We start from the raw sequence: 21,951 nt of genomic DNA, 5'->3' as shown, positions 1-21,951 counted from the left end.
CCACGCCAGGAGGCGCATGAAGAGGGAAAGCCGCGGCATCCAGTCCATCGAAGTCGGCGGAGAGCTGCTCCGCGCGCTCGCAAGGTGCGGCGAGCCGATGATGCTGCGCGATCTCGCGCGCGAGGCCGGCATGTCGCCGGCCAAGGCGCATCCTTATCTCGCCAGCTTCTCCCGCATCGGGCTGATCGAGCAGGACGAGACCACCGGCCGCTACGAGATCGGCGCGCTGGCGCTGGAGCTCGGCCTGATCAGCCTGCGCCGCCTCTCCGGCGTGCGCATCGCAAGGCCGAAGATCGCCGCGCTCGCGAGTCAGATCGGACATGCGGTCTCACTGGCAGTCTGGGGCACGTACGGCCCGACCGTCGTCCAGCTCGAAGAGCCGGCCCAGCCGGTCCACATCGTGATGCGCGCGGGCTCGGTGATGGCGCTGCTGGAGACGGCCACGGGCCGCGCCTTTGCGGCGTTCCTGCCGGAGAAGACCATCAACGCCGCGCTGGAGAGCGGGCTCGATCGTCACGGCGTCGGTTACAATCCGAAGCGCACCGTGAAGGGCGCCAAGGTCGCCGAGATGCTGACGGAGGTCCGCAAGCACGGCCTCGCCCGCGCGCTCGGCGATCCCCTGCCCGGCGTCAACGCCTTCTCGGCCCCCGTGTTCGATCATTCCGGCCATGTCGCGCTGGTCATCACGGCGATGGGACCCGAAGGCACGTTCGATGCGCGCTGGGACAGCCCGATCGCGCATGCGTTGCGGGATTGTGCCGGCGGCATCTCGAAGCGGCTCGGCTACGGGATGACGGTTGCGGCGGAGTGAGGGCCTACTTCTCCTTCACCGGCACCGTGTAGTTCAGGATCAATCGCCCCCCATCCGGATAGATCGTCTGCCCGGTAATGTAGGACGCATCGTCGCTCGCCAGGAACGCGACGACGGACGCCACCTCGCTCGGCTCGCCGCCGCGGCCGGCCGGCGTGCGTGACATCACGGTTTTGCGCGCGTCCTCCGAGGTGTAGATCGACGACGCCACCATGTCGGTCAAAATCGTGCCCGGTCCGACCGCGACGACGCGGATGTTGTGCGGGGCGAGCGCGACGGCGGCGACCGAGGTCAGCTGCTTCATGCCGCCCTTGGACATAGCGTAGGTCGCCAGCGCCGGGATCGCCAGCAGCGCGTTCACCGAGGACATGTTGATGATGACCCCGCCGCCGCCTTGCGCGATCATTTGCTTCGCCGCCGCCTGGACGCCGAAGAACGCGCCCTTCAAATTGATGCCGATGATCTCGTCGAATTCCTCCTCGGATATCTCCAGGATGTCCCGGTTGCGGGCGACGCCGGCATTGTTGACCATGATGTCGAGCCGGCCGAATTCCTTCACGGCGGTGGCGACGAGCTGGTCGACGTCGGCGCGCCTGGCGACATTGCCAACGACGGTGCGCAAGGCCTCCGGACGTCCGAGCTCGGCCGCCGTCGCGGCGAGGCCCTCGGCATCGACGTCCGAGATCACGACCTTGACGCCGTCATCCAAAAATCTCTTCGCGCAGGCCTTGCCGATGCCGCGTGCGGCGCCGGTGATGGCGGCGACCTTGCCGGATAACTTCATGGGCTCGCTCCAGGACTTGTGACGATCTCACGGACGCGTTCACGCAAAGACGCGCGGGCGCAGTCCGGCGTGAAACCAGGTGATCATGGAATAGATGTCGTAGACCGGCAACCCGACCTCGGCCTGCAACGCTGCCGCATAAGGCGGCATGTTGGTGCATTCGAGCACGATCGCGCCGACATCGGGATTTTTGGCGAAAAGCTCCTTGCCGGCCTCGACCACGTCGCGCTCGGCCTGCGCGATGTCCATATCGTCCTTCTCGGCCTTGATCAGGACGCGGAAGAATTCCTTGCCGTTCTCGGTGCCGACCAGCGGCGTGTCGAGCGGCACGCCGGCGCCCTCGAGATGAGCCGGCGTCAAGGTCGAGCCCGACACCGTGACGAGGCCGACGCGCTTGCCCGGCGGCAAAGTCGCCTGCACCCACGGCACCTGCATCAGCGACGAGGTCGCAACGGGAACGCCGACCGCGGCCGCGATCTCCTTCTGGAACAGCGAGAGGAAGCCGCAATTGGTGGTGATGGCTTCAGCGCCGAGCCGCACCAGATCCTTGGCGGCATCGATGAAGTCGGGCAGCAGGCCGGCCGCGCCCTTCAGCACCACCTTCTCCGGCGAAGCCCCGCTCACCACGCGATAGAGCACGGGGAATGGCCAGGTCGTGCCGTTGCCCATGTCGCCGGGAATGCGGGGAAAGCGCGCTTCCAGCATCAAGATGCCGAGCGGCGCGCCATAGATGGCCTTGCCGCCACGGGCGATGCGGGAGAACGAATTGGTTGAATGGGTCATGCTGCGACCTCAGAGGAAACGTTCGGGCGCAAACGGCGCCAGCGGAATCTCGGGCGGCTTGCCGCTGAGCAACTGCGCGACGAGCCGTCCGGTACGGGCCGAGCCGACCAGCCCGACGTGGCCGTGGCCGAAGGCATAGACGATGTCACGCGAGGCGCGCGCATAGCCGATGCAGGGACGTCCATCCGGCATGCTCGGCCGATGGCCGAACCAGGTTTTGATGCGCGAGGCCGGAATGTCTTTCGGCAGTTTTGGAAACATGCTGACAAGGTGGTTGCGCAGGATTTCGGCGCGCTTCCAGTTCGGCGCGGCCTGAAGGCCGGCGATCTCGACCGTGCCGGCGGCGCGCAGGCCCTTGTCGGTCCAGTTCACCACCATCTTGGCGTCGGATGCCATCATCGAGCTGCGCGGACCTGACTCCGGGTTCTCTATCATGACATGGTAGCCGCGCTCGGTCTCGAGCGGCAAGGGATCGCCGACCGATGCGGTGAGCTGTTTTGATCGGGCGCCGGCCGCAACGACGGCAGCATCGCAGGCGATCTCGCCGGTCTCGGTGAGGACAGCGACCAGCTTGTCGCCGTTCAGCCTCAAGCCAGTCGCCTTGGCGCGCACATGCTTGGCGCCGCTCGCCAGCGCGTGGTTGGCAAGCGCCGCGACATAAGCACCGGGATCGCGGCAGCGCCCGGCCTCCTCCACCACCACGCCAAAGGTGTAGCGCGGATGCAGATCGGGCTCGCGCTGGCGCATCTCGTCGGCGTTGAGCTCCAGCCATTCGACGCCGACCTTCTTGCGCAGGCGCCAGCCGAGATCATTGTCGAAATTGCCGCGCGACGGAAACACATGCATCACGCCATTGCGCTCGATCAGCTCGGGCACGCCGGCCTCCTCCGCCAGCTTCCGGTGCAGCAGCGGCGCGTCCTTCAACAGGTCGCGCAGCGCAAAGGCCGTTGTCTCGACCCGCGCCTCGGTCCAGCCCGAGAGCAGATATTTGATCAGCCAGGGCAGCGCCTTCGGCAAATACGACCAGCGGATCGCGAGCGGCCCGAGCGGGTCCATTAGATAGCCCGGCACGTTCTTCCAGATGCCCGGCTCCGCCGGCGGGATCACCGAATGCGACGACAGCCAGCCGGCATTGCCATAGCTCGCCGCCTGTTCGCCGCCGGGCTCGCCCGGATCGATCAGCGTGACGCGATGGCCCTCGCGCAAGGCCTCGATGGCGCTGATGACACCGACCGCGCCGGCTCCGACGATCGCAACGTGGCGACCGGTCGTCATCGCTTACGCCTTCACCGCGGGCGCAAAGTCCTTGCCGACTGAGATCGCGCGCGGGTCGATGATGCAGTGGAGGATCGACGGCTTGCCGGAGGCCAGCGCACGCTCGAACGCCGGCGCGAACTCTTCGGTGCGCTCAACGCGCTCGCCATGGCCGCCGAATGCCTTCGCGTACATCGCGAAATCAGGGTTCTTGAGCTGGGTGCCGACGACGCGGCCGGGATAGTCACGTTCCTGATGCATGCGGATGGTGCCGTATTGCGAATTGTCGACGACGATCACGACCAGCGGCGCGTCATACTGCACGGCGGTCGCGAATTCCTGACCGTTCATCAGAAAGCATCCGTCGCCGGCGAAGGCGACGACAGTGCGACCCGGATATTGCCGCTTGGCGAGAACTGCCGCCGGGACGCCGTAGCCCATCGAGCCCGAGGTCGGCGCCAGCTGCGCGGCAAAGCTGTGGAAGCGGTGATGGCGGTGGATCCAGCCGGCATAATTGCCGGCGCCGTTGCAGACGATGGCGTCCTTCGGCAGCCGGTCGCGCAGCCAGGTCATGACCTGGCCGTACTGGAACGTGCCCGGCAGCTCGCGGGCCTTCTCGGTCCAGGCGATATAATCGGCGTGCGCCTTGGCGGCCTCGCCCTTCCAGGCCACCGCGCCTGATGGCTTGAGCGTCTCGACCGCGGCGGCGAACGCGGCGGGCGTCGCCTGGATCGCGAGCGCCGGCTGATAGACCCGGCCGAGCTCTTCGGAGCCGGGATGCACATGGATCAGCTTCTGCTGCGGGGTCGGAATATCGAGCAGCGTGTAGGACGAGGACGGCATCTCCGACATGCGGCCGCCGACGAGGAGCACGACATCGGCGTTGTCGATGCGCGCCTTCAGGCCCGGGCTCGGCCCGATGCCGAGATCGCCGGCATAATGCGAATGGTCGGCATCGATCAGCGAGGCCCGGCGGAACGAGGTCGCGACCGGCAGGTCGAAGCGCTCGGCAAAGCGGGCGATGCTCTTGGTCGCCTCATCCGTCCAGCGCGAGCCGCCGAGGATGACGAGCGGCGCCTTGGCGCTCGCGAGCATCGCGCCGAGCTTCTCGATATCCGCTGGCGCGGGCCAGCTCACGGCAGGCTCGATGCGCATGGCATCGGCAACGGCGGCGGTCTCGGTCAGCATGTTCTCGGGAAGCGAGATGACGACGGGACCGGGGCGGCCCTGCATGGCGACGCGGAAGGCGCGCGCCACCAGCTCCGGAATGCGATCGGGACGATCGATCTCGACAGCCCATTTCGCCATGGTGCCGAACACCGCCTTGTAGTCCAGCTCCTGGAACGCCTCGCGCTCGCGCATGCCGGTGTCGACCTGGCCGACGAACAGGATCATCGGCGTCGAATCCTGCATCGCAATGTGGACGCCGTGGCTGGCATTGGTGGCGCCGGGGCCGCGCGTGACGAAGCAGATGCCGGGCCGGCCCGTGAGCTTGCCATAGGCCTCCGCCATCATCGCCGCGCCGCCTTCGGCACGGCAGATCATGACGTCGATCGGGCTGTCATGCAGCGCATCGAGCGCGGCGAGATAGCTCTCGCCCGGCACACAGGTGACGCGCTCGACCCCTTGCGCGACCAGCTGGTCGATCAGGATCTGGCCCCCGGTGCGGGTGTTGCGGATGGTCATGACGGCTCCCTCAAGGCTCTGGCGATGCGCTATTATTCGGAGACTGCGTAGGACAGGCCGAGAGGGCGCGCAAGATCGAAAGGCTTCTCGCAGCCTGCGCAGACGTCATGCCCGTCGGTGCCGTTTGCACGACGCCTGTTCGTCGGGCTTGGTGCAGGGATTGCGGTTGGCACGTCATTGCGAGGAGCCCGCGACAGAATTGCGTAGCAATTTTGCGCTGGTGCGACGAAGCAATCCAGTGCCGTAGGGTGGGTAAAGGCGCACTTGCACCGTGCCCACGATCTCCCTCCATAAGCAACAAGAGCGTGGGCACGCTGCGCTTTGCCCACCCTACGATATCGGTTGTGACTCGCAGACATGCCTCCACCTTCTCGCGGCGCTTCCGCCCGAGTTTTGCTGTCCGCTTCACGCCCTCTCCGAAGAAAAAGGGCGCAGGGAAGGCCGGGTGCCGGCTGGCACCCGCAAGACCCCCGTGCGAAGACATTGCACACGCAATGCACGAGGGAGACACAGGGCAGCCGATCATCCGGCCTTCCCTGCGCGATGTTTGACGGCCTATGGCGCGCTCTCCCCGGAGACGAGTTCCTGCTTGCCTCCGTCACCCCGCGGATTGGCGGCGCGCTTCGCCCGGTCGGGCTCGGCGCACCTCCGCAAGGCTTGGCTGTAGCAACGACAGCCAGGACCACGCGATTTGGCCGTACGCTTCAAGCGCCGTTCGTCCGCACGAAGCCTGGACCTCACGGGGTTCTCCCGCCCTGCTCCCGCCTCTCGTGCACGACGCTGCCTGCGTCCACCGCTCCCCGATCCGCGGCTCGTGACGACGTACGACCGCCCCTTTCGCCGGATCAGGATGACCGACACATACGCCGAAACCGAATTTCGGTAAAGTGGAATATTTTGTGCGCGGCAATTGACAGAGGGCGACACAGGACGATGGCGTAGCCCGGATGGAGCGCCAGCGTAATCCGGGACGGTGTGAGATGCCGGGCGAAGGCCCCGGATTACGCTAACGCTCCATCCGGGCTACGAGCGCTGAAATAATTAGGCCTGACGCTGCATCAAGCCGCAATCAAGCGATGGCTACCGCGCTTCGACGTCTTCGTTTACGATCCGGACGAAACCAAATCGTCGAGGACACCGGAATGCAAACCATCGGCCTGATCGGGGGCATGAGCTGGGAGAGCACGGCACTCTACTACAAGCTCATCAATGAGCGGGTCCGCGACCGCATGGGCAAGCTGCATTCGGCGCCGCTCCTGCTGTATTCCTACGATTTCGAGGAAATCAAGCAGATGCAATACGCCGGCCGCTGGCGCGAGGCAGCGGCCAGCTTGGCGGAGGTCGCCCGGCGTCTTGAAGGCGCCGGCGCGCGGGCGATCGTGCTGTGCACGAACACGATGCACAAGCTGGCGCCCGACATCATCTCCAGCGTGACCGTTCCGTTCATCCACCTTGGCGACGCGACGGCGCAGCGGATCCGGGCGAAAGGTTATCGGCGGGTCGGGCTGCTCGGCACCAAGTTCACGATGGAGGAGGACTTCTACATCGACCGGCTGCGCGCGCATGATCTCGACGTGCTGGTCCCTCACCCTGAGGCGCGCGCCGACGTGAACCGCATCATCTACGACGAGCTGTGCCTCGGTATCGTCGCCGACCCCTCGCGCCGCCGCTATCAGGAGGTGATGGCAGCGCTGGTCGCCGCCGGCGCCGAGTGCATCATCCTCGGCTGCACCGAGATCACGATGCTGGTCGGCCCTGACGACACATCGGTCGAGACGTTCGACACCACGGCCATTCACGCAGAGACGGCGGCGGATTTCGCCATCGGGTGATGCGATGTCGGCCGTCGCCGAGCCCCGCCTCTATCACCGATGCTCGATCGCGCGGATCGCGCCGCGGAGCTCGGCGAGACCGCGCAGGCGGCCGATTGCGGTGTAGCCGGGATTGGTGCGCTTGGTCGCGGCGAGGTCGTCGAGCATGCGGTGGCCGTGATCGGGACGGAATACGATCTGCTTGTCCGGCGCGCGTCGCGCGTTCTCCTTGAGCAGCGCCTTGAGCACCGCGACCATGTCGACGTCGCCGTCGAGATGATCGGACTCGTAGAACGACAGCCCGTCGGCCTCGCGCTTGGTGGCGCGGAGATGGGCGAACGCAATACGCGGGCCGAAGCGTTCGGCCATTTCAGGCAGATTGTTTTCGGCGCGCACGCCGAGCGAGCCGGTGCACAGGCAGATGCCGTTGGCCCTGGACGGCACGGCGTCGAACAGCGCCTGGTAGTCATCAGCGCTGGAGGCAATACGCGGCAGGCCGAACAGCGGCCGCGGCGGGTCGTCCGGATGCAGGGTCAAGGACACCCCGAGTTGCTCGGCCACCGGCGTCACGCGCCCGAGGAATTCGGCGAGATGCTGCCGCAGGATCTTTGGCGTGATGTCGCGATAGGTCTCCAGCCGATCGCGGAATTGCGGGATGGTCATCGGCTCGGTGGTCGAGCCGGGCAGCGCGCTGGCGATCACCATGACGAGATAGTCAATATCGGCCTGGCTCATCTGCTCGAACAGCGCTTTCGCACGCGCCTGCTGCTCGGGCGAATAATCCTGCACGGCCGCAGGGCGCTTGAGGATATGCAGCTCGAAGGCGGCAAAGCGGTCCTGGTCGAAGCGCATGGCGCGGGCGCCGTTCGGCAGCTCCCATTCCAGATCGGTGCGGCACCAATCGACCACCGGCATGAAATTGTAGCAGATGATCTTGATGCCGGAAGCCGCGACGGCTTCGAGGCTCGCGATCCAGGCCTCGATCGACTTGGTCGCCTTGCCGCCGAGCCGCTTGACGTCGTCTGGGATCGGAATCGATTCCACCACCGACCAGGTCAGCTGCGAGCGGCCGGGCTGGCCGCGCTCGATGAAGTTCTTGCGCTCCTCCACCGCCTTGCGTGTCCAGGCTTCGCCAATCGGCACCTGATGGAGCGCCGAGACGATATCGCTCGCCCCGGCCTGCCTGACATCGTCGAGCGAGACAGGATCGTCGGGCCCGTACCAGCGCCAGCCTTCGAGCATCATGCGCAATCTCCTAAAGCGTTTTCGAGCGAAGTGGGTATCGGTTCGCGTGAAGAAAACGCGTCAAAACAAGGGTCAATTCGCGGTCAGCACGACCTTGACGCTCTGCGAGCGGTCGAGCGCCAGCCTGAGCGCATCCGGCGCGGTCGACAGCGGACGCTCGGCGGTGACCAGCGACAGCACGTCGACGCTGCCATTGGAGATCAGTTCCACCGCGGTTGAGAATTCGAAGCCGAAGCGGAACGAGCCGCGCAGGTCGATCTCCTTCGCCATCACCGCATTCGACGGCGTCGGAATCTGGCCGCCCGGCAGATTGCCGATCTGCACCACGATGCGGCCGCGCCTGACGATGCCGATGGCGCTCGCAAGGCCCGCGGCCGTTCCCGAGACCTCGAACGCGACGTCGTAGGGACGCGACGCGGCCTGCGCCTTCAGGCCCTCTTCCCCGGCCGACACGTTCTCGACATGCGAAGCACCGAGCTTGGTCGCGAAGGCCAGCGGGGCCGGCGCGATGTCGGCCACCGTGATATCGGCCATGCCGGCGCGGTGGGCGGCGAGCATGGTCAGAAGCCCGATCGGGCCGGCACCAAAGATGATGCCGCGCTTGCCCTCGATATTGCCGGCACGCGCGACCGCGTGCAGGCAGACCGAAAGCGGCTCGGCCAGCGCCGCGGCCTGGTAGGACACGTGGTCGGGAATCTTCACGCACTGCGCGGGGATCGCGTCGAAGTAATTGGCAAAGCCGCCCTGCATGTGCGGCGTCTTCGAGGCCGAGCCCATGAAGTAGATGTTCTCACACAGGTTCGGCCGGCCCTCGCGGCAGGCGACGCAATGGCCGCACCAGCGCGAGGGATTGACGGCGACGCGGTCGCCGACCTTCAGGTTCGCAGCCGCGCCGGAGATCTCCACGACCTCGCCCGAGATCTCGTGGCCGAGCACCAGCGGCGACTTCACCACGAAATCGCCGGTCCGGGCATGGCGGAAATAGTGCATGTCCGAACCGCAGATGCCGCCGGCGCCGAAGCGGATGCGCACCATGCCGTCTGCCAGCTTGTCGAGCGGATGCTCGACCATGCGCAGATCTTCGGGACCGAACAGGGTAGCGGCGAGAGCAACGGAGGTCATTTGGAGAGTCCCATGTATTTTGGCAGCCAGAGGGTCAGTTCGGGAATGTAGGTGATCGCGATCAGCGCGAGCATGAGCGGCACCAGCCAGGGCAGGATCGCGACCGTGGTGCGCTCGACCGAGAGCTTGGCCACGCGCGCGAGCACGAACAGCACCATGCCGAGCGGCGGATGCAGCAGGCCGATCATCAGGTTCAGCGTCATGATCAGGCCGAAATGGATCGGGTCGATGCCGAGCTTGAGCACGATCGGCAGCAGGATCGGCACCAGGATGGTGATCGCCGCCGTGGTGTCGATGAAGCAGCCGACGAACAGGATCAAGACGTTGGCGAGCGCCAAAAACACCCATTTGTTGTGGGTGACGCTGAGCATCCAGTCCGACAAGGTCTGCGCCGCCTGCGACACCGTCAGCAGCCAGGCGAAGATCGAGGCTGCCGTGACGATGAACAGCACCGAGGCCGTGGTCTCGATGGTGTCGAACGTCGCCTTCGCCACCGTCTGCAGCGTCATGGTGCGGTAGCGGACGAGGCCGAGGAACAGCGACCAGATTACGGCCGCGACCGCGGCCTCCGTCGGCGTGAACCAGCCGAGCGTCATGCCGCCGATCAGGATCACCGGCGCCATCAGCGCCATCACCGCCGAGAAGTCGAAGTACCAGTCGATTGCCAGCAACGTGCCGAGGCCGATCACCACGGCGACATTGACCGAGAGGCCGGCCAGCACCATCAGCCAGATTGCCATCGGGAAAGACAGCACGATGAGGATTTCGAGGCCGGCCGAGCCGAGCTGCGGCCAGGAGAACGGCGTGTCGCTGCCCCATTTGTTCTTGTGCGCGAAATAGGTGACCGTCGCCATCATGAACAGCGTCAGCACGACGCCCGGGATGACGCCGCCCAAGAACAGCGCGCCGATCGAGACGTTGGCCATCATGCCGTAGATCACGAAGGGCAGCGACGGCGGGATGATCGGGCCGAGCGTCGCCGAGGCCGCGGTGACGCCGACCGAGAACTCGGTGGAATAGCCGTGATCCTTCATCGCCTTGATCTCGATGGTGCCGAGACCGGCGGCGTCCGCGATCGCGGTGCCGGACATGCCGGAGAAGATCACCGAGCCGATGATGTTGACGTGGCCGAGGCCGCCGCGCATCCAGCCGACCAGGGCGACGGCGAATTTGTAGATGCGGCCGGTGACGCCGGCGATGTTCATGAGGTTGCCGGCCAGGATGAAGAACGGCACCGCGAGCAGCGGAAAGCTCTCGACGCCGGCGATCATGCGCTGCGCCAGCGTGACGTCGGGCGTCACGCCGCTGACCAGGATGTAGAGCAGCGACGACGCGGCCATGGCGATCGCCACGGGAACGCCGAGCAGCATCAGGATGAGAAAGCCTCCGAGCAGCAGCAGCATGATGTCAAATCTCCGATCCGTCGTAGGCGCCGGGTCGTTCGAGGACCGAGTAGCCCTGCCGCCAGTGTTGCAGCGCCGCCTGCACCGAGCGCAGGAACATCAGCACGAAGCCGAGCAGCACGGCGTAATAGACGTAGTTCTTGGGAAAATTGATCGTCGTCATCTGCTCGTCGCCGATGATCTGGATGTAGACCCAGACCAACTTGATGGCGTAGCCGAAGAAGGCGATCCGGATCAGGTCGATCACCGTCGACAGGGCGCGCGCCACGAGGTGCGGCAGATAGCGATAGACGAGATCGACCTGGATGTGCCGAGACAGCCGCACGCACATCGAGGCGCCGATGAAGACGACGCCGATCAGGCAATAGGTCGCAATCTCCTCGGTCCAGGCGTAGCTGTCGTTGAGCACGTAGCGGGTGAAGAACTGGAGGAAGACGGCGAGTGCCATCACCCAGAAGATCGCGAGCGCCACCCAGTCCTCGAACGCGTAGATGCCGAGGTCGACCTTCGGCGTCGCCTCCTCCTCGAAGGTATGGGCGATCTCGTCCGCGGTGATCTGCCGGTGTATTTCGGCGGTGGACATGGGTTACTCCTCAAATCTCTCGATCGTCATTCCGGGGCGGCTCGAAGAGCCGAACCCGGAATCTCGAGGTTCCGGATTCGACGCTTACGCGTCACTCCGGAACGACTTGGCATCGATTACTTGACCGCCTGGATCTTTTCCCAGTCGGCTTTGCGATAGCCGAAGGTCTCGAACGCGACGTTCTTCAGCACGGTGTCGCGGAACTCGTTCTTGTCGACCTCGGTCACGCTCAGGCCCTTCTCCTTGAAGAAGGCGACCAGCTTGGCCTCGTTCTGCTTGATCTCCGCGGTGGCCTTGGCGGCGGCTTCCTGGGCGACGTCGGTGAAGATCTTCTTGTCCTCGTCGGAGAGCTTCTTCCACAGCGCGCCCGCAACCACCGTGTTGAGGTGATCGACGATATGGCCGGTCAGCACGATGTGCTTCTGCACCTCGTAGAACTTCTTGGCCTCGATCGTGGTCAGCGGGTTTTCCTGCGCCTCGACGGTGCCGTTCTGGAGCGCGAGGTAGACCTCGGCGAAGGCGATCGGCGCAGTGTTGGCGCCGCAGGCGCGCGGCATCGCGAGATAGGCCGGCACGTCCGGCACGCGCATCTTCAGGCCCTTCATGTCGGCGCAGGTCTTGATCGGCTTGTTCGACGAGGTCTGGCGCACGCCGTAATAGGTCACCGCGACGATGTGGTGGCCGCTCTTGTCCTCATAGCCCTTGGCGAGCTCCTTGAAGATGTCGCTCTTGGTGTAGGCGAGCAGATGATCGGCATCGCGGAAGGTGTAGGGATAATAGGTCACGCCGATCGGCGGGAAGCTCTTGGCCGCGAAGCTCGAGCCGGAGATGATGATGTCGACCGAGCCGAGCGAGAGGCCCTGGTTGATGTCGGCTTCCTTGCCGAGCTGCGAGGCCGGATAGACGTCGATCGCATAACGCCCGTTGGTGCGCTTGCCGATCTCCTGCGCGGCCCAGACCGAGGCGGTGTGGAACGGCTCCGAGGTCTCGTAGACATGGGCCCATTTGAGCTTGGTCTGCGCCACACTGGCCTGGGTGGCAGCCAATAGCGCGGCGGCGGACATCACTGCTGCAATCGTCATTTTCTTCAACATCGACTTTTCCTCCATCGTTCAAGTCTGCTTCTTGTTCGCCCGCCCCGGCACGGATGCGGGCTGTACAATCTCATCGCCGCCGCGCGCTGCCGCTCTTGGCCTGCTTCTTCGGTGGTCGCTTTGGCACCGCCGGCTTCGCCGGGGATCGCACGGCGCGGCTCCGCCCCGAAGATGATCCCGCCGCTTTCTCGGCGCCGAAATTCTGCGCGAAGCGCTCCTGCGACCGCGCCAGATGCGCGCGCATCGCATCGCGCGCGGCTTGCGGATCATGCGCCGCGATCGCCTCGCGCACGGCGCGATGCTCGTCGAGCGCGGTGCGCCAGGTGCCCGGGCTTTCGAAATAATGCGCGAGCTGCGCGAAATAGGGATTGAGGCGCTGGTCGAACAGCTCGCCGACCACGCGCACCAGAACGGCATTGCCGAGGCTTCCGGCGATCGCGACGTGAAACGCGCGGTCATGCACCATCGAGGCTTCGCCGGGATGCTCGACGTTCTCCATCGCGATGAGCGAGGCGTCGATGCGGGCGATGTCGTCCCTGGTCGCGACGCGCGCAGCCTGTTCGGCGATGGCGCTTTCGAGGAATTCGCGGGCGCGCAGCAGCTCGAACGGCCCCTCGATGACGGACGCGGCTGCGGGCGCGGCGATTGCGGCGGGCTCGATCACATAGATGCCGGAGCCGACGCGGATGCGCAGGCGGCCCTCGACCTCGAGCGCAATCAAGGCTTCGCGCACGGTCGGCCGGGACACCCTAAGCTGCTCGGCGAGCTCGCGCTCGGTCGGCAAGCGGCTGCCGACCGCGTACTCGCCGCTGTCGATCAGGCTTCGCAATTGATCGGCGACCTGGCGATAAAGCCGTCTCGCCTCCACAGCTTCCAGCGGCACGCTGGTCCTCCCGAAAGGGTCGCGCGGGGCACCCGAAATGCCCGCGGCCCGCCAATTTTGGAAAATTGGTCTTACCAATTGACCGGAGCATTGACCTGATACGGGCGCCATGTCAAGCAGCGGCAAAGCAAAGGGGAGACGTCCATGCGCCCAGGTTCAATGCGCCTTGGCCGCGCCAATCTCGACCGGCTGCCGCCAGCTGTCCGCCGCCCGGCCTACGACCGGTCGCGCATCACGCCCGGAATCGTGCATCTCGGCCTCGGCGCGTTTCATCGCGCGCATCAGGCCGTCGTCATCGACGATTGTCTTGCCGCAGGAGCCGCGTCCTGGGGCATCGTCGGCGCCAGCCTGCGCAGCCCGGATACGCGCGACGCCCTCGCCCCGCAGGATCATCTCTACACCGTTGCCGTGCGCGCCGCCGAAGGCACCGAGCACCGCGTCATCGGCGCGCTGCTCGACAGCGTCGTCGCACGCGAAAGCCCGGCGGCGTTGGTCGAGCGGATGGTCGATCCCGCCATTCGTATCGTCTCGCTGACGGTCACCGAGAAGGGCTATTGCCACACGCCGCAGACCGGCGATCTCGACGAGCGGCATCCTGACATCGTGCATGATCTCAACAATTTCGACGCGCCGCGCTCGGCGCCCGGCTTCATCGTCGCTGCGCTGGCGCGGCGGCGCGCGCTGGGGGCCCCGCCGTTCACCGTGCTGTGCTGCGACAATCTCGCCGCCAACGGCCACACCGTGCAGCGGATCGTGACGCAGTTCGCTGCGCTCCGCTCCAGGGAACTCGGCAAGTGGATCGTGGATAATGCCGCTTTCCCCTCGACGATGGTCGACCGTATCGTGCCGGAGACGAATGATGCCGACCGCGATGCGGTCGCGAACGCACTCGGCATGCGCGATGCCTGGCCTGTCATGACCGAGCCGTTCACGCAATGGGTGGTCGAGGATCGTTTCACCGCGGGCCGGCCCGACCTTGCTGCAGCGGGCGTCGAGCTCGTCGCCGACGTCAAGCCGTTCGAGCTGATGAAGCTGCGGTTGCTCAACGCCAGCCATTCGGCGCTGGCTTATCTCGGCTATCTCGCAGGCTATGAGACCATCGCCGACACCATGCAGGATCCGCATTTCGCGCGGCTTGCCGCACAGGTGATGGAGGAGGCCGCGGTGACGCTGACGATGCCTGCGGGCACTGACCTTGCCGCCTATCGCGCCTCGCTGCTCAAGCGCTTTGCCAATCCGGCGCTGCATCACCGCACCTGGCAGATCGCGATGGACGGCTCGCAAAAGCTGCCGCAGCGGCTGCTCGGCGCGATGCAGGACCGCCTCGCGAGGGGCCTGCCGATCGCAACGCATGCGCTCGCGGTGGCCGGCTGGATACGCTATGTCAGCGGCCTCGACCAGCAGGGCCGCGCCATCGACGTGCGCGATCCCCTTGCCGCCGAATTCGCCGCGCTGGCGCGCGAGGCGGGGCCTGTTGCCGAGCGGCTCGCGCCTGCACTGCTCGGGGTTGAGAAGGTGTTCGGGCCGCTGGGCACTGATCCGCGCCTGCGCGAGGCCGTGACCACGGCGCTCGGCCGTCTTTACAAGGAAGGTGCGCGGCGGGCCGTGGAGACGCTCGTCTCGGCCTGACCACTGAGCGGGCAATGCTGCACTGCGATCTAAATCGGACACAAGGTCGAACGGAAGTCGCGCTTGATTTTTGCCTGTCCTTGCCCCACCCGAGAGCGATGGCAAAGGACAGCAAGATCATCGCCGCCAACGCGGCCTTTTATGCCGCGTTTTCGACCGGCGACTTCGACGGCATGGAACGGATGTGGGCGGACGACGACGGCATCTCCTGCATCCATCCCGGTTGGCCGGCCATCATCGGGCGCGCGACGGTGATCGGAAGCTGGCGCGACATCCTGCAAAGCCCGGAGCGGCCGCAGATCGTCTGCGCCGAGCCGCAGGTCATCGTCGACGGCGACAGCGCCCGCGTGCTCTGCATCGAGATCGTCGACGGCACCGCCCTGGCCGCCGCGAACCATTTTCGCCGCGTCGGGGACGAGTGGCGCCTGGTGCACCATCAGTCGAGCCCGATCGCGCAGATTGTCGAGCAGGCTGAAGACGATAGAACGAGCCACCGGGTCCACTGAACGCGGCGGACACGCGGGCGTGATCTACTGTGCATGGGGTTGTTTTTCAGTTTCTGGTTTGGCGGCCCCGAGTTCCGACAGGTCATCCAGCACGGCCCGCGCCGCGGAAAAATCATCATCCGCAAAGAACATGCTCCGCGTGATCAGAACCGGAATGCCGGCGCGTGAGGCCGCCATCAGCCCGTTGGCGGAATCCTCTATTGCCACGCAGTCGGCCGCGCCGAGCTGCAGCCGCGCCAGCGTTTCCAGATAGACGTCCGGTGCCGGCTTCTTGTGCCTGACATCGTCACCGGCGACGATGGCGTCGAACTCCGCAGCCCAGTTCGCCCCCAGCGCCTGCGACAGCAGCGCATCGATGTTGCCGTGCGAGGTCGTGGTCGCAATCGCCAGCCGCTGGCCGCGCGCCTTCGCCGCAGCGAGCAGCTCGATCACGCCCGGCCTTAAGGGACAGCAACCGGTCTCGATCAGCCCGGCGTAATGCGCGGTCTTGATGTGGTGAAGCGCGGCGATGGCCTCGTCCGGCAATGGCGGGCTGATCCCTAGCTTTTCGTGGTAAGCGCGCATGCGCTCCTTGCCGCCGGTCACCCGCAGCAGGTCCTTGTAGAGAGCGCGGTCCCACTGCCAGTCGAGACCGTGGCGCGCGAAGGCATGGTTGAAGGCCTGCCGATGCAGCTCCTCGGTCTCGGCGAGGGTGCCGTCGACGTCGAAGATCAGCGCGGCCGCGCGCCGGATCAGCGAATCCGCCGGGGCGAAAGCGAGCGCCTCTGCCTCCATGATCGATGCCTCCCTGTGACAGGCGAACATCGCCCGAGGCAGAAGGCGAGACAAATCGCAATATCTTTTGCCGGACCCAAAAATCTCTTATGAGCAAACGACGCGCGACCGCGCGGACGGGAACTTTCGACCTGCACGGGAGACGCATGCGGCTCTTCATCCTTGGCCTCGGCTATAGTGCCCGGCATTTCGTCCGCAAACATGGCGGCAGCTTCTCGCATATCGCCGGCACCGTGCGCGATCCCGCGCAGCGGAACGGCCTTGCCGACATCGAGGTCCACGCCTTCTCCGGCGAGCCCCTCGCACGCGAGACGATCGAGCAGGTCCGCGATGCCGACGTCCTTGTGGTGTCGATCCCGCCCGGTAGCGGCGGCGATCCCGCCATCACGGCGTTCGGCGACGTGTTGGCGGCGGGCCGCCGCAAGATCGTCTATCTCTCCACCATCGGCGTCTACGGCGATCACGGCGGCGGCTGGGTCGACGAGAGTACCCCGCCGCAGGCGACCCTCGACCGCGCCCGCATGCGGGTAGCGGCCGAGCAGGCCTGGATGGACATTGCGCACGGCGATGCCGCGATGCTGCGGCTTGCGGGCATCTACGGCCCCGGCCGCAACGCGCTGGCGACATTGCGAGCGGGAACGGCGCGTTGCATCATCAAGCCCGGCCAGGTCTTCAACCGCATCCACGTCGACGACATCGCGAGCGCGATCATGGCCGCGATTCAGCACAAGGGCGGCGGGACCTGGAACGTCTGCGACGACGAGCCGGCACCGCCGCAGGACGTGATCGCCTATGCGGCGAAACTGATGGGCGTTGCGCCGCCGCCGGAAGAGGCGTTCGCCACCGCCGAGATGTCGGCAATGGCGCGCAGCTTCTATGCCAGCAGCGCCCGCGTCTCCAACGCGAGACTGAAGCGCGAGCTCGGCGTCGCGCTTGTCCACCCGACCTATCGGCACGGCCTCGATGCGCTGTGGCACGCAGGCGAAGCACGATAGGGTTCCGGCGTCCCGGCGCGTCCCAGACATGCTTTGCCCGCGCTTGACTTCGCGCCGGTGCAGTCGTGATCTAGGCGTGCAACGAGCCGCTCACACAACTAGCTCGTGCGGGAGGACATAATGAACAAGACGATCGCCATGATCGCGGCGGCGGCTGCCGTCATCACATTCGGCACGGCCATCGCCGCGCCGCTGCCCGAAGCCAAACCCGACGATGTCGGCTTCTCCAGTCAGGGCCTTGCGCGCCTCGACAATTTCTTCGCTCGCGAGATCGCCGCCAAGCGCGTGCCCGGCGCGGTGGTCGCCATCGCGCGCGACGGCAAGCTCGTGCACTACAAGGCTTACGGCATGCTCGATCCGGACAAGGGCACGCCGATGCCGATCGATGCGATCTTCGCGCTGGCCTCGATGACCAAGCCGATGGCCGCGGTCGCGGGCCTGACGCTGATGGAGCAGGGTCGGCTGCCCCTCCAGGCCAAGCTGTCCGATTACTATCCCGGCTTTGCCGACATGAAGGTCGGCGTGAGCCAGGCGGACGCTTCGCTCAAGCTCGAGCCGCAGGCTTCGCCGATCTCTCATCCACGATCTCTACCGGCATACGTCCGGATTGATGTATGGCGGCCGTCCCGACAGTTCGAGCCCGGTGGCGCGGCAATATCCTGACGGCATCGCGCCGGCGATCGAAGGCGACACGCAGGCCTTCATCGACCGCATCACCAAGCTGCCGCTGGCGCATCAGCCCTCGACCGAATTCGAATACGGCTTCTCGATCGACGTGCTCGGCGCCGTCGTCGAGAAGGTGAGCGAGCAGAAGCTCGGCGAGTATCTCGCCGCCAATGTCTGGCAGCCGCTCGGCATGAAGGACGCGACCTTTCATCCGACCGACGCGCAGCGCCCTCGCCTCGCCCGCCCGTTTGCCAACGATCCGCTGACGGGCAAGCCGCAGGCGATCAAGCTGCTCGACACCTCAACCAAGTTCGACTGCGGCGGCGCCTGCTCGTTTGCGACGGTCGGCGACTACGCCCGCTTCGGGCAGATGCTGCTCAACGGCGGCGAGCTCGACGGCCAGCGCATCCTCGGTCCGAAGACCGTGCATCACATGACGACCAACCATCTTGGCCCCGAGATCAAGAACAACGTGGCCAATGTCGAGCCGCATCGCGGCGGCTTCGGCTTCGGCCTTTCGGTCGCGGTTCGCATCAGCGAAGGGCTGTCGTCGGTACCCGGCAATCCCGGCGAGTTCACCTGGAACGGCGCCTACGGAACGCAATTCTTCTGCGACCCGAAGGAGCGTCTCGTCGTCGTGGTGGGAACGGCTGCGCCGGGCGAGCTCAGAAAGTATTATCGCGAGCAGGTTCAGAACATCGTCTATGGTGCGATGGTGAAGTGAGATCGGCGCGCACTGAACGAAAAAGGGCGGCCGATCGGGCCGCCCTTTTGTTCTGACCCAGCGCTCAGCTCAACACGCCGTACTTCTTGAACCAGGCCTGCGCCTGCTTCCAGGCATCTTCCGCGGCGTCCTTGCGGTAACTGCCGCGGTAGTCGGCATGGAAGCCGTGCGGCGCTTCGGGGTAGATCTTGAATTCGGCCGTCTTCTTGCTCTGCTCGAGCGCGGCCTTCATCTGCTCAACCTGGGCGACGGGAATGCCGGTATCGGCCCCACCATAAAGGCCGAGCACCGGCGCCTTCATCTCGGGGGCGAGCTGCATCGGGCTCTTCGGCAACAGCGGATTTTCGGGGTCGACCAAGGTGCCATAGAAGGCGACGCCGGCCTTGAGCGCGCCGCTGTGGGCGGCATATTCCCAGACCGTGCGACCGCCCCGGCAGAAGCCGATGATGCCGAGCTTGACCATGTCACCGCCCTGCGATCCTGCCCATGCCACCGTCGCGTCGAGATCGGACATGAGCTCCGCGTCCGGCTTGGCATTGACCACCGGCAACAGATCCTTGACCTCGGCGACCTTCGTCAGATCGATGCCTTTGCGGAAGTAATAGTCAGGCGCGATTGCGAACGCACCAAGCTTGGCGAGGCGCCGCGTCACGTCCTTGATGTATTCGTGCAGGCCGAAGATCTCCATCGCCACGATGATCACCGGCGCCTTGGTATTGCCGGCGGGACGGGCGAAATAGACGGGCATCTCTTCGGAGCCGACCTTGATCCTGGCGTCACCGACCTGGAGACCATTGGCGTCGGTCGTGATCGCCTCGGCGCGCACGGGCCCGGCCGCAAGCGTGTAGCCGGCGGCGACGGCCGCGGTGGCGCTCATGAATCCGCGACGCGAAACCGGGGCGGCTTTCGTCAACCCGACGACGTCGGATGTCATGGTGGTTTCGAAGCTCATCGGTCTATCCCTTGCTGCTGCCTGTGCTGATGCCCCCGGGGGCGACGCATTCGCCAATAGTTGCCGGCGAGATGCAAATCACCAGCCTGCGAGCACGCGCGCTTTCAGGCCAGACCGTGCCAGGCGACCGTGGCTGCCAATGCTGCACGACGTTGAATGGCGCTGACTATTTCGAGTCCCAACGACACTCTGACATTCCCATCGCTCGTGCGCTGGACTTAACCGTCTAGCTGCACTGCATCGCAACATCCATTAACCGAAAAAGACGGTTCTCTCACGGCTGCCCGCACCGCCAATTGCCGCGGCTGATGCGCATGTGCGCGCATTCGACGCGCTAACTCGCAACAAATGGACACCGCAGCGGCAATAATGACACATCATGTTGCTCGCGCATCGGCACATCACCGTCAATCACGTGCGAGCCGTCGTCATTTGATTGAAATTTTCAGCGGACTTGAGCCGTGCGATTTACTCGAACTTTCTTTGTGACGCCCTAGTTCCACGGCCGGAAGTTCCATCTCTGCAGAGAGAGCTTCTTCCCCACGCGCGGTCCGCCGTCCGGCAACGGACGAAGGGTCACGCGAGGACTTCATTCTCGTCCACACAGATTGCGCACCCCAAGGCTCAATTGAATAAAGCTTTATCCGATCTGGAATTGAAATGAATTTGGCTCGCGAATCGATTGAACTGTTGGAGCAAGTCGCACGAATCCTGTGGTTCGAAGGCACCAAGCACGGCTTGCGCGACCGCGAGTGGATGGCGCTGCGCTTCCTCTCCCGCGCCAACCGTTTTTCCCGGACGCCTTCGGCGCTCGCGAGTTACGTCGGCACCACGCGCGGCACCGCCTCGTTCATCATCGGGGAGCTCGAGCGGCTGGGTTACATCGAGCGAAAACGCTCGGCCACCGACAAGCGCTCGGTGATGCTGAGCGTGACGCAGCAGGGCAAGAAGTTCCTGGTGCGCGACCCCGTCAGCGTTCTGATCGATGCGATTGCCGTTCTCGACGACGAGGTCAAGATCCGCTTCCGCGACACGTTCCGGCACGTGCTGGATCAGTCGGACGCGGCCGAGCAGCGGCACCACACCGACGTCTGCAAGCGATGCATCTTCCTCCGCGAGGAGCGCACCACCACCGACAGCAAGGCAGCGGCCGAGTTCAGCTGCCGCCTGTTTCGCTCGCCGATCGCGGAAGCGGAGGTCGATCTGCTATGCACCAGCTTCGAGCATCACCGCCAATAGAGGACAGCCCTCGATCAGGGCGTCGCCTTGCGTGACGAATAGATGACACCGCCGCTCGCCTCCACCACCAGGCGCCCGTTCTCGCTCCTGATCTCCTCGATGCGGCCAAGGCCGGGCACCTGCTGTCCCAGCACCGCCTCGATGACGCCGTTCGGACCCTGCAGGATCGCAATGCCTTCATAGGCCTGGCGGACCGACCAGCCCTTGATCACCTTCCGCGGCGCCGGCGCGCGCTCCGACGGAGACACCGAGCCCGTGAACTCGGGTGCTGCGGCCGAGGCCAGCATCGATCCTTGCTGTGGCGAGGGCTGCGATTGCACCGTGGCCGGCGCCGGAGCCGGCGTTTGAACCTGCGCTTGAGCGAGCTTGTCGAGCTTCACTGTCGAGGACGAGCTCACCCGCTCGATACGGTCCAAATTCTCGGCGAACCTGCCGAAACGGTCATTGGTCGCCTTGCTCGATTGATCCACCGCGGTGCGCAGGCCGTCGAGATTCTCCGACACGCCCGACACCTGCTTGCGCAGATGCGCGACTGTCTCGCGCAGATTCCTGATCTCCGTATTGGCTGCAACGGTGTTCTGGGCGGGCTGCGTGGTGAGATAGGCGATCACGCCGGTGCAGGCGCAGACCACCAACATGGCGGCGACCGCCAATGTTGCGAGCGGCGCAACCCATGTCGGACGGGGCGGCGGGGGCTTGGCGACGATCACGGCCGGCTTGATCACGGTCGGCGCGGGCTTGGGGATCGCCATCTTGTCGAGACGCGCCTTGGCGCGAATACGTTTCAGCCCCTCGAGTGCCTCCTTTGCGAGAGCTTCATCGCTTGCCGCGGCCGATGCCCGCTTTGCGCCCGCAGCGGGCCTGGGCGCTCGCGCCATATCGTCCTTCGTATCGCGTGCTTCGGAAGTCGGCTTCGTCGTTGCGGAAACATCAGCGGTCGCGTTGGGACGAGCTTGTCCATCGGACAACATGTGAAAATGCTCCGTTCGGTTCGATCTGTCGAACGG

19 protein-coding genes and 1 pseudogene are annotated in these 21,951 nt (G+C 65.5%); 7 read left to right on the top strand and 13 right to left on the bottom strand.

The window, feature by feature from the left end:
- Positions 1-16: 16 nt before the first annotated feature.
- Entirely contained in the window at positions 17-811 is a 795-nt protein-coding gene (locus A3AS_RS0115495) for an IclR family transcriptional regulator (RefSeq protein WP_018318488.1), read from the top strand.
- 4 nt (positions 812-815) lie between these two features.
- Here A3AS_RS0115495 and A3AS_RS0115490 read toward each other — a convergent pair whose 3' ends face one another.
- From A3AS_RS0115490 to A3AS_RS0115475, 4 genes are read right to left on the bottom strand one after another with little or no spacing between them, the layout of a single operon-like run.
- Positions 816-1,595 (bottom strand): SDR family NAD(P)-dependent oxidoreductase, encoded by a 780-nt coding sequence (locus A3AS_RS0115490; RefSeq protein WP_018318487.1) that lies wholly within the window; start codon positions 1,593-1,595, stop codon positions 816-818.
- Between the two features lie 39 nt (positions 1,596-1,634).
- The gene (locus A3AS_RS0115485; RefSeq protein WP_018318486.1) at positions 1,635-2,378 is read right to left on the bottom strand and encodes an aspartate/glutamate racemase family protein; all 744 of its coding nucleotides are present in this window, start codon (positions 2,376-2,378) and stop codon (positions 1,635-1,637) included.
- Positions 2,379-2,387: 9 nt separating this feature from the next.
- On the bottom strand, positions 2,388-3,653 hold the full coding sequence (locus A3AS_RS0115480) for an FAD-binding oxidoreductase (protein ID WP_018318485.1): 1,266 nt from the start codon (positions 3,651-3,653) through the stop codon (positions 2,388-2,390).
- A gap of 3 nt (positions 3,654-3,656) precedes the next feature.
- On the bottom strand, positions 3,657-5,318 hold the full coding sequence (locus tag A3AS_RS0115475) for a thiamine pyrophosphate-binding protein (RefSeq protein ID WP_018318484.1): 1,662 nt from the start codon (positions 5,316-5,318) through the stop codon (positions 3,657-3,659).
- Between the two features lie 1,142 nt (positions 5,319-6,460).
- Between A3AS_RS0115475 and A3AS_RS0115470 the strand changes: the two genes are divergently transcribed.
- A complete protein-coding gene (locus A3AS_RS0115470; protein ID WP_018318483.1) occupies positions 6,461-7,150 on the top strand; it encodes an aspartate/glutamate racemase family protein in 690 nt (229 codons plus the stop codon).
- Between the two features lie 33 nt (positions 7,151-7,183).
- On the opposite strand, the gene uxuA is transcribed toward A3AS_RS0115470, so the two are convergent.
- From uxuA to A3AS_RS0115440, 6 genes are all read right to left on the bottom strand, one after another.
- A complete protein-coding gene (gene uxuA, locus A3AS_RS0115465) occupies positions 7,184-8,374 on the bottom strand; it encodes a mannonate dehydratase (protein WP_018318482.1) in 1,191 nt (396 codons plus the stop codon).
- Between the two features lie 72 nt (positions 8,375-8,446).
- Positions 8,447-9,496 (bottom strand): L-idonate 5-dehydrogenase, encoded by a 1,050-nt coding sequence (locus tag A3AS_RS0115460; protein WP_018318481.1) that lies wholly within the window; start codon positions 9,494-9,496, stop codon positions 8,447-8,449.
- Positions 9,493-10,899: a TRAP transporter large permease gene (locus A3AS_RS0115455; protein ID WP_018318480.1), complete on the bottom strand. Its 1,407-nt coding sequence runs from the start codon at positions 10,897-10,899 to the stop codon at positions 9,493-9,495. Before A3AS_RS0115455 ends, A3AS_RS0115460 begins: the two co-directional genes overlap by 4 nt.
- Positions 10,900-10,903: 4 nt before the next feature.
- Positions 10,904-11,482, bottom strand: coding sequence for a TRAP transporter small permease (locus tag A3AS_RS0115450; protein ID WP_018318479.1), 579 nt, complete (start codon positions 11,480-11,482; stop codon positions 10,904-10,906).
- Positions 11,483-11,598: 116 nt separating this feature from the next.
- Entirely contained in the window at positions 11,599-12,576 is a 978-nt protein-coding gene (locus A3AS_RS0115445) for a sialic acid TRAP transporter substrate-binding protein SiaP (RefSeq protein WP_026202026.1), read from the bottom strand.
- Positions 12,577-12,646: 70 nt separating this feature from the next.
- Positions 12,647-13,459, bottom strand: coding sequence for a FadR/GntR family transcriptional regulator (locus A3AS_RS0115440; RefSeq protein ID WP_018318477.1), 813 nt, complete (start codon positions 13,457-13,459; stop codon positions 12,647-12,649).
- Between the two features lie 144 nt (positions 13,460-13,603).
- Here A3AS_RS0115440 and A3AS_RS0115435 point away from each other — a divergent pair, with 144 nt between their 5' ends.
- Positions 13,604-15,088 (top strand): mannitol dehydrogenase family protein, encoded by a 1,485-nt coding sequence (locus tag A3AS_RS0115435; protein ID WP_018318476.1) that lies wholly within the window; start codon positions 13,604-13,606, stop codon positions 15,086-15,088.
- 98 nt (positions 15,089-15,186) lie between these two features.
- Positions 15,187-15,594, top strand: coding sequence for a nuclear transport factor 2 family protein (locus A3AS_RS0115430; protein ID WP_018318475.1), 408 nt, complete (start codon positions 15,187-15,189; stop codon positions 15,592-15,594).
- 24 nt (positions 15,595-15,618) lie between these two features.
- Here the strand turns inward: A3AS_RS0115430 and A3AS_RS0115425 are convergent, their stop codons facing one another.
- Positions 15,619-16,368, bottom strand: a complete 750-nt coding sequence (locus A3AS_RS0115425) for an HAD family hydrolase (protein WP_049814894.1) — start codon at positions 16,366-16,368, stop codon at positions 15,619-15,621.
- A 146-nt stretch (positions 16,369-16,514) separates the two neighbouring features.
- On the opposite strand from A3AS_RS0115425, the gene A3AS_RS0115420 reads away from it, so the two are divergent.
- Positions 16,515-17,363, top strand: coding sequence for an SDR family oxidoreductase (locus A3AS_RS0115420; protein WP_018318474.1), 849 nt, complete (start codon positions 16,515-16,517; stop codon positions 17,361-17,363).
- 120 nt (positions 17,364-17,483) lie between these two features.
- Positions 17,484-18,753: pseudogene (locus tag A3AS_RS0115415) on the top strand (serine hydrolase domain-containing protein).
- 64 nt (positions 18,754-18,817) lie between these two features.
- Here A3AS_RS0115415 and A3AS_RS0115410 read toward each other — a convergent pair.
- The gene (locus A3AS_RS0115410; protein WP_018318473.1) at positions 18,818-19,705 is read right to left on the bottom strand and encodes a dienelactone hydrolase family protein; all 888 of its coding nucleotides are present in this window, start codon (positions 19,703-19,705) and stop codon (positions 18,818-18,820) included.
- A 660-nt stretch (positions 19,706-20,365) separates the two neighbouring features.
- Here A3AS_RS0115410 and A3AS_RS0115405 point away from each other — a divergent pair.
- Positions 20,366-20,944, top strand: a complete 579-nt coding sequence (locus A3AS_RS0115405) for a MarR family winged helix-turn-helix transcriptional regulator (protein WP_018318472.1) — start codon at positions 20,366-20,368, stop codon at positions 20,942-20,944.
- Between the two features lie 14 nt (positions 20,945-20,958).
- Here the strand turns inward: A3AS_RS0115405 and A3AS_RS0115400 are convergent, their stop codons facing one another.
- Positions 20,959-21,915, bottom strand: coding sequence for a hypothetical protein (locus A3AS_RS0115400; protein WP_018318471.1), 957 nt, complete (start codon positions 21,913-21,915; stop codon positions 20,959-20,961).
- Positions 21,916-21,951: the final 36 nt, after the last annotated feature.

The sequence above is a fragment of the Bradyrhizobium sp. WSM2793 genome (genome assembly GCF_000379585.1).
Taxonomy (GTDB): domain Bacteria; phylum Pseudomonadota; class Alphaproteobacteria; order Rhizobiales; family Xanthobacteraceae; genus Bradyrhizobium.
Note: the sequence above shows the minus strand (reverse complement) of the source record. Positions and strands in the feature narration are given on the sequence as shown.

Excerpts from the sequence above, each read along its gene's own strand:
- A3AS_RS0115495 (WP_018318488.1), top strand. The coding sequence starts at position 17 with ATGAAGAGGGAAAGCCGCGGCATCCAGTCCATCGAAGTCGGCGGAGAG.
- A3AS_RS0115490 (WP_018318487.1), bottom strand. The coding sequence starts at position 1,595 with ATGAAGTTATCCGGCAAGGTCGCCGCCATCACCGGCGCCGCACGCGGC.
- A3AS_RS0115485 (WP_018318486.1), bottom strand. The coding sequence starts at position 2,378 with ATGACCCATTCAACCAATTCGTTCTCCCGCATCGCCCGTGGCGGCAAG.
- A3AS_RS0115480 (WP_018318485.1), bottom strand. The coding sequence starts at position 3,653 with ATGACGACCGGTCGCCACGTTGCGATCGTCGGAGCCGGCGCGGTCGGT.
- A3AS_RS0115475 (WP_018318484.1), bottom strand. The coding sequence starts at position 5,318 with ATGACCATCCGCAACACCCGCACCGGGGGCCAGATCCTGATCGACCAG.
- A3AS_RS0115470 (WP_018318483.1), top strand. The coding sequence starts at position 6,461 with ATGCAAACCATCGGCCTGATCGGGGGCATGAGCTGGGAGAGCACGGCA.
- uxuA (WP_018318482.1), bottom strand. The coding sequence starts at position 8,374 with ATGATGCTCGAAGGCTGGCGCTGGTACGGGCCCGACGATCCTGTCTCG.
- A3AS_RS0115460 (WP_018318481.1), bottom strand. The coding sequence starts at position 9,496 with ATGACCTCCGTTGCTCTCGCCGCTACCCTGTTCGGTCCCGAAGATCTG.
- A3AS_RS0115455 (WP_018318480.1), bottom strand. The coding sequence starts at position 10,899 with ATGCTGCTGCTGCTCGGAGGCTTTCTCATCCTGATGCTGCTCGGCGTT.
- A3AS_RS0115450 (WP_018318479.1), bottom strand. The coding sequence starts at position 11,482 with ATGTCCACCGCCGAAATACACCGGCAGATCACCGCGGACGAGATCGCC.
- A3AS_RS0115445 (WP_026202026.1), bottom strand. The coding sequence starts at position 12,576 with ATGTTGAAGAAAATGACGATTGCAGCAGTGATGTCCGCCGCCGCGCTA.
- A3AS_RS0115435 (WP_018318476.1), top strand. The coding sequence starts at position 13,604 with ATGCGCCCAGGTTCAATGCGCCTTGGCCGCGCCAATCTCGACCGGCTG.
- A3AS_RS0115430 (WP_018318475.1), top strand. The coding sequence starts at position 15,187 with ATGGCAAAGGACAGCAAGATCATCGCCGCCAACGCGGCCTTTTATGCC.
- A3AS_RS0115425 (WP_049814894.1), bottom strand. The coding sequence starts at position 16,368 with ATGGAGGCAGAGGCGCTCGCTTTCGCCCCGGCGGATTCGCTGATCCGG.
- A3AS_RS0115420 (WP_018318474.1), top strand. The coding sequence starts at position 16,515 with ATGCGGCTCTTCATCCTTGGCCTCGGCTATAGTGCCCGGCATTTCGTC.
- A3AS_RS0115410 (WP_018318473.1), bottom strand. The coding sequence starts at position 19,705 with ATGAGCTTCGAAACCACCATGACATCCGACGTCGTCGGGTTGACGAAA.
- A3AS_RS0115405 (WP_018318472.1), top strand. The coding sequence starts at position 20,366 with ATGAATTTGGCTCGCGAATCGATTGAACTGTTGGAGCAAGTCGCACGA.
- A3AS_RS0115400 (WP_018318471.1), bottom strand. The coding sequence starts at position 21,915 with ATGTTGTCCGATGGACAAGCTCGTCCCAACGCGACCGCTGATGTTTCC.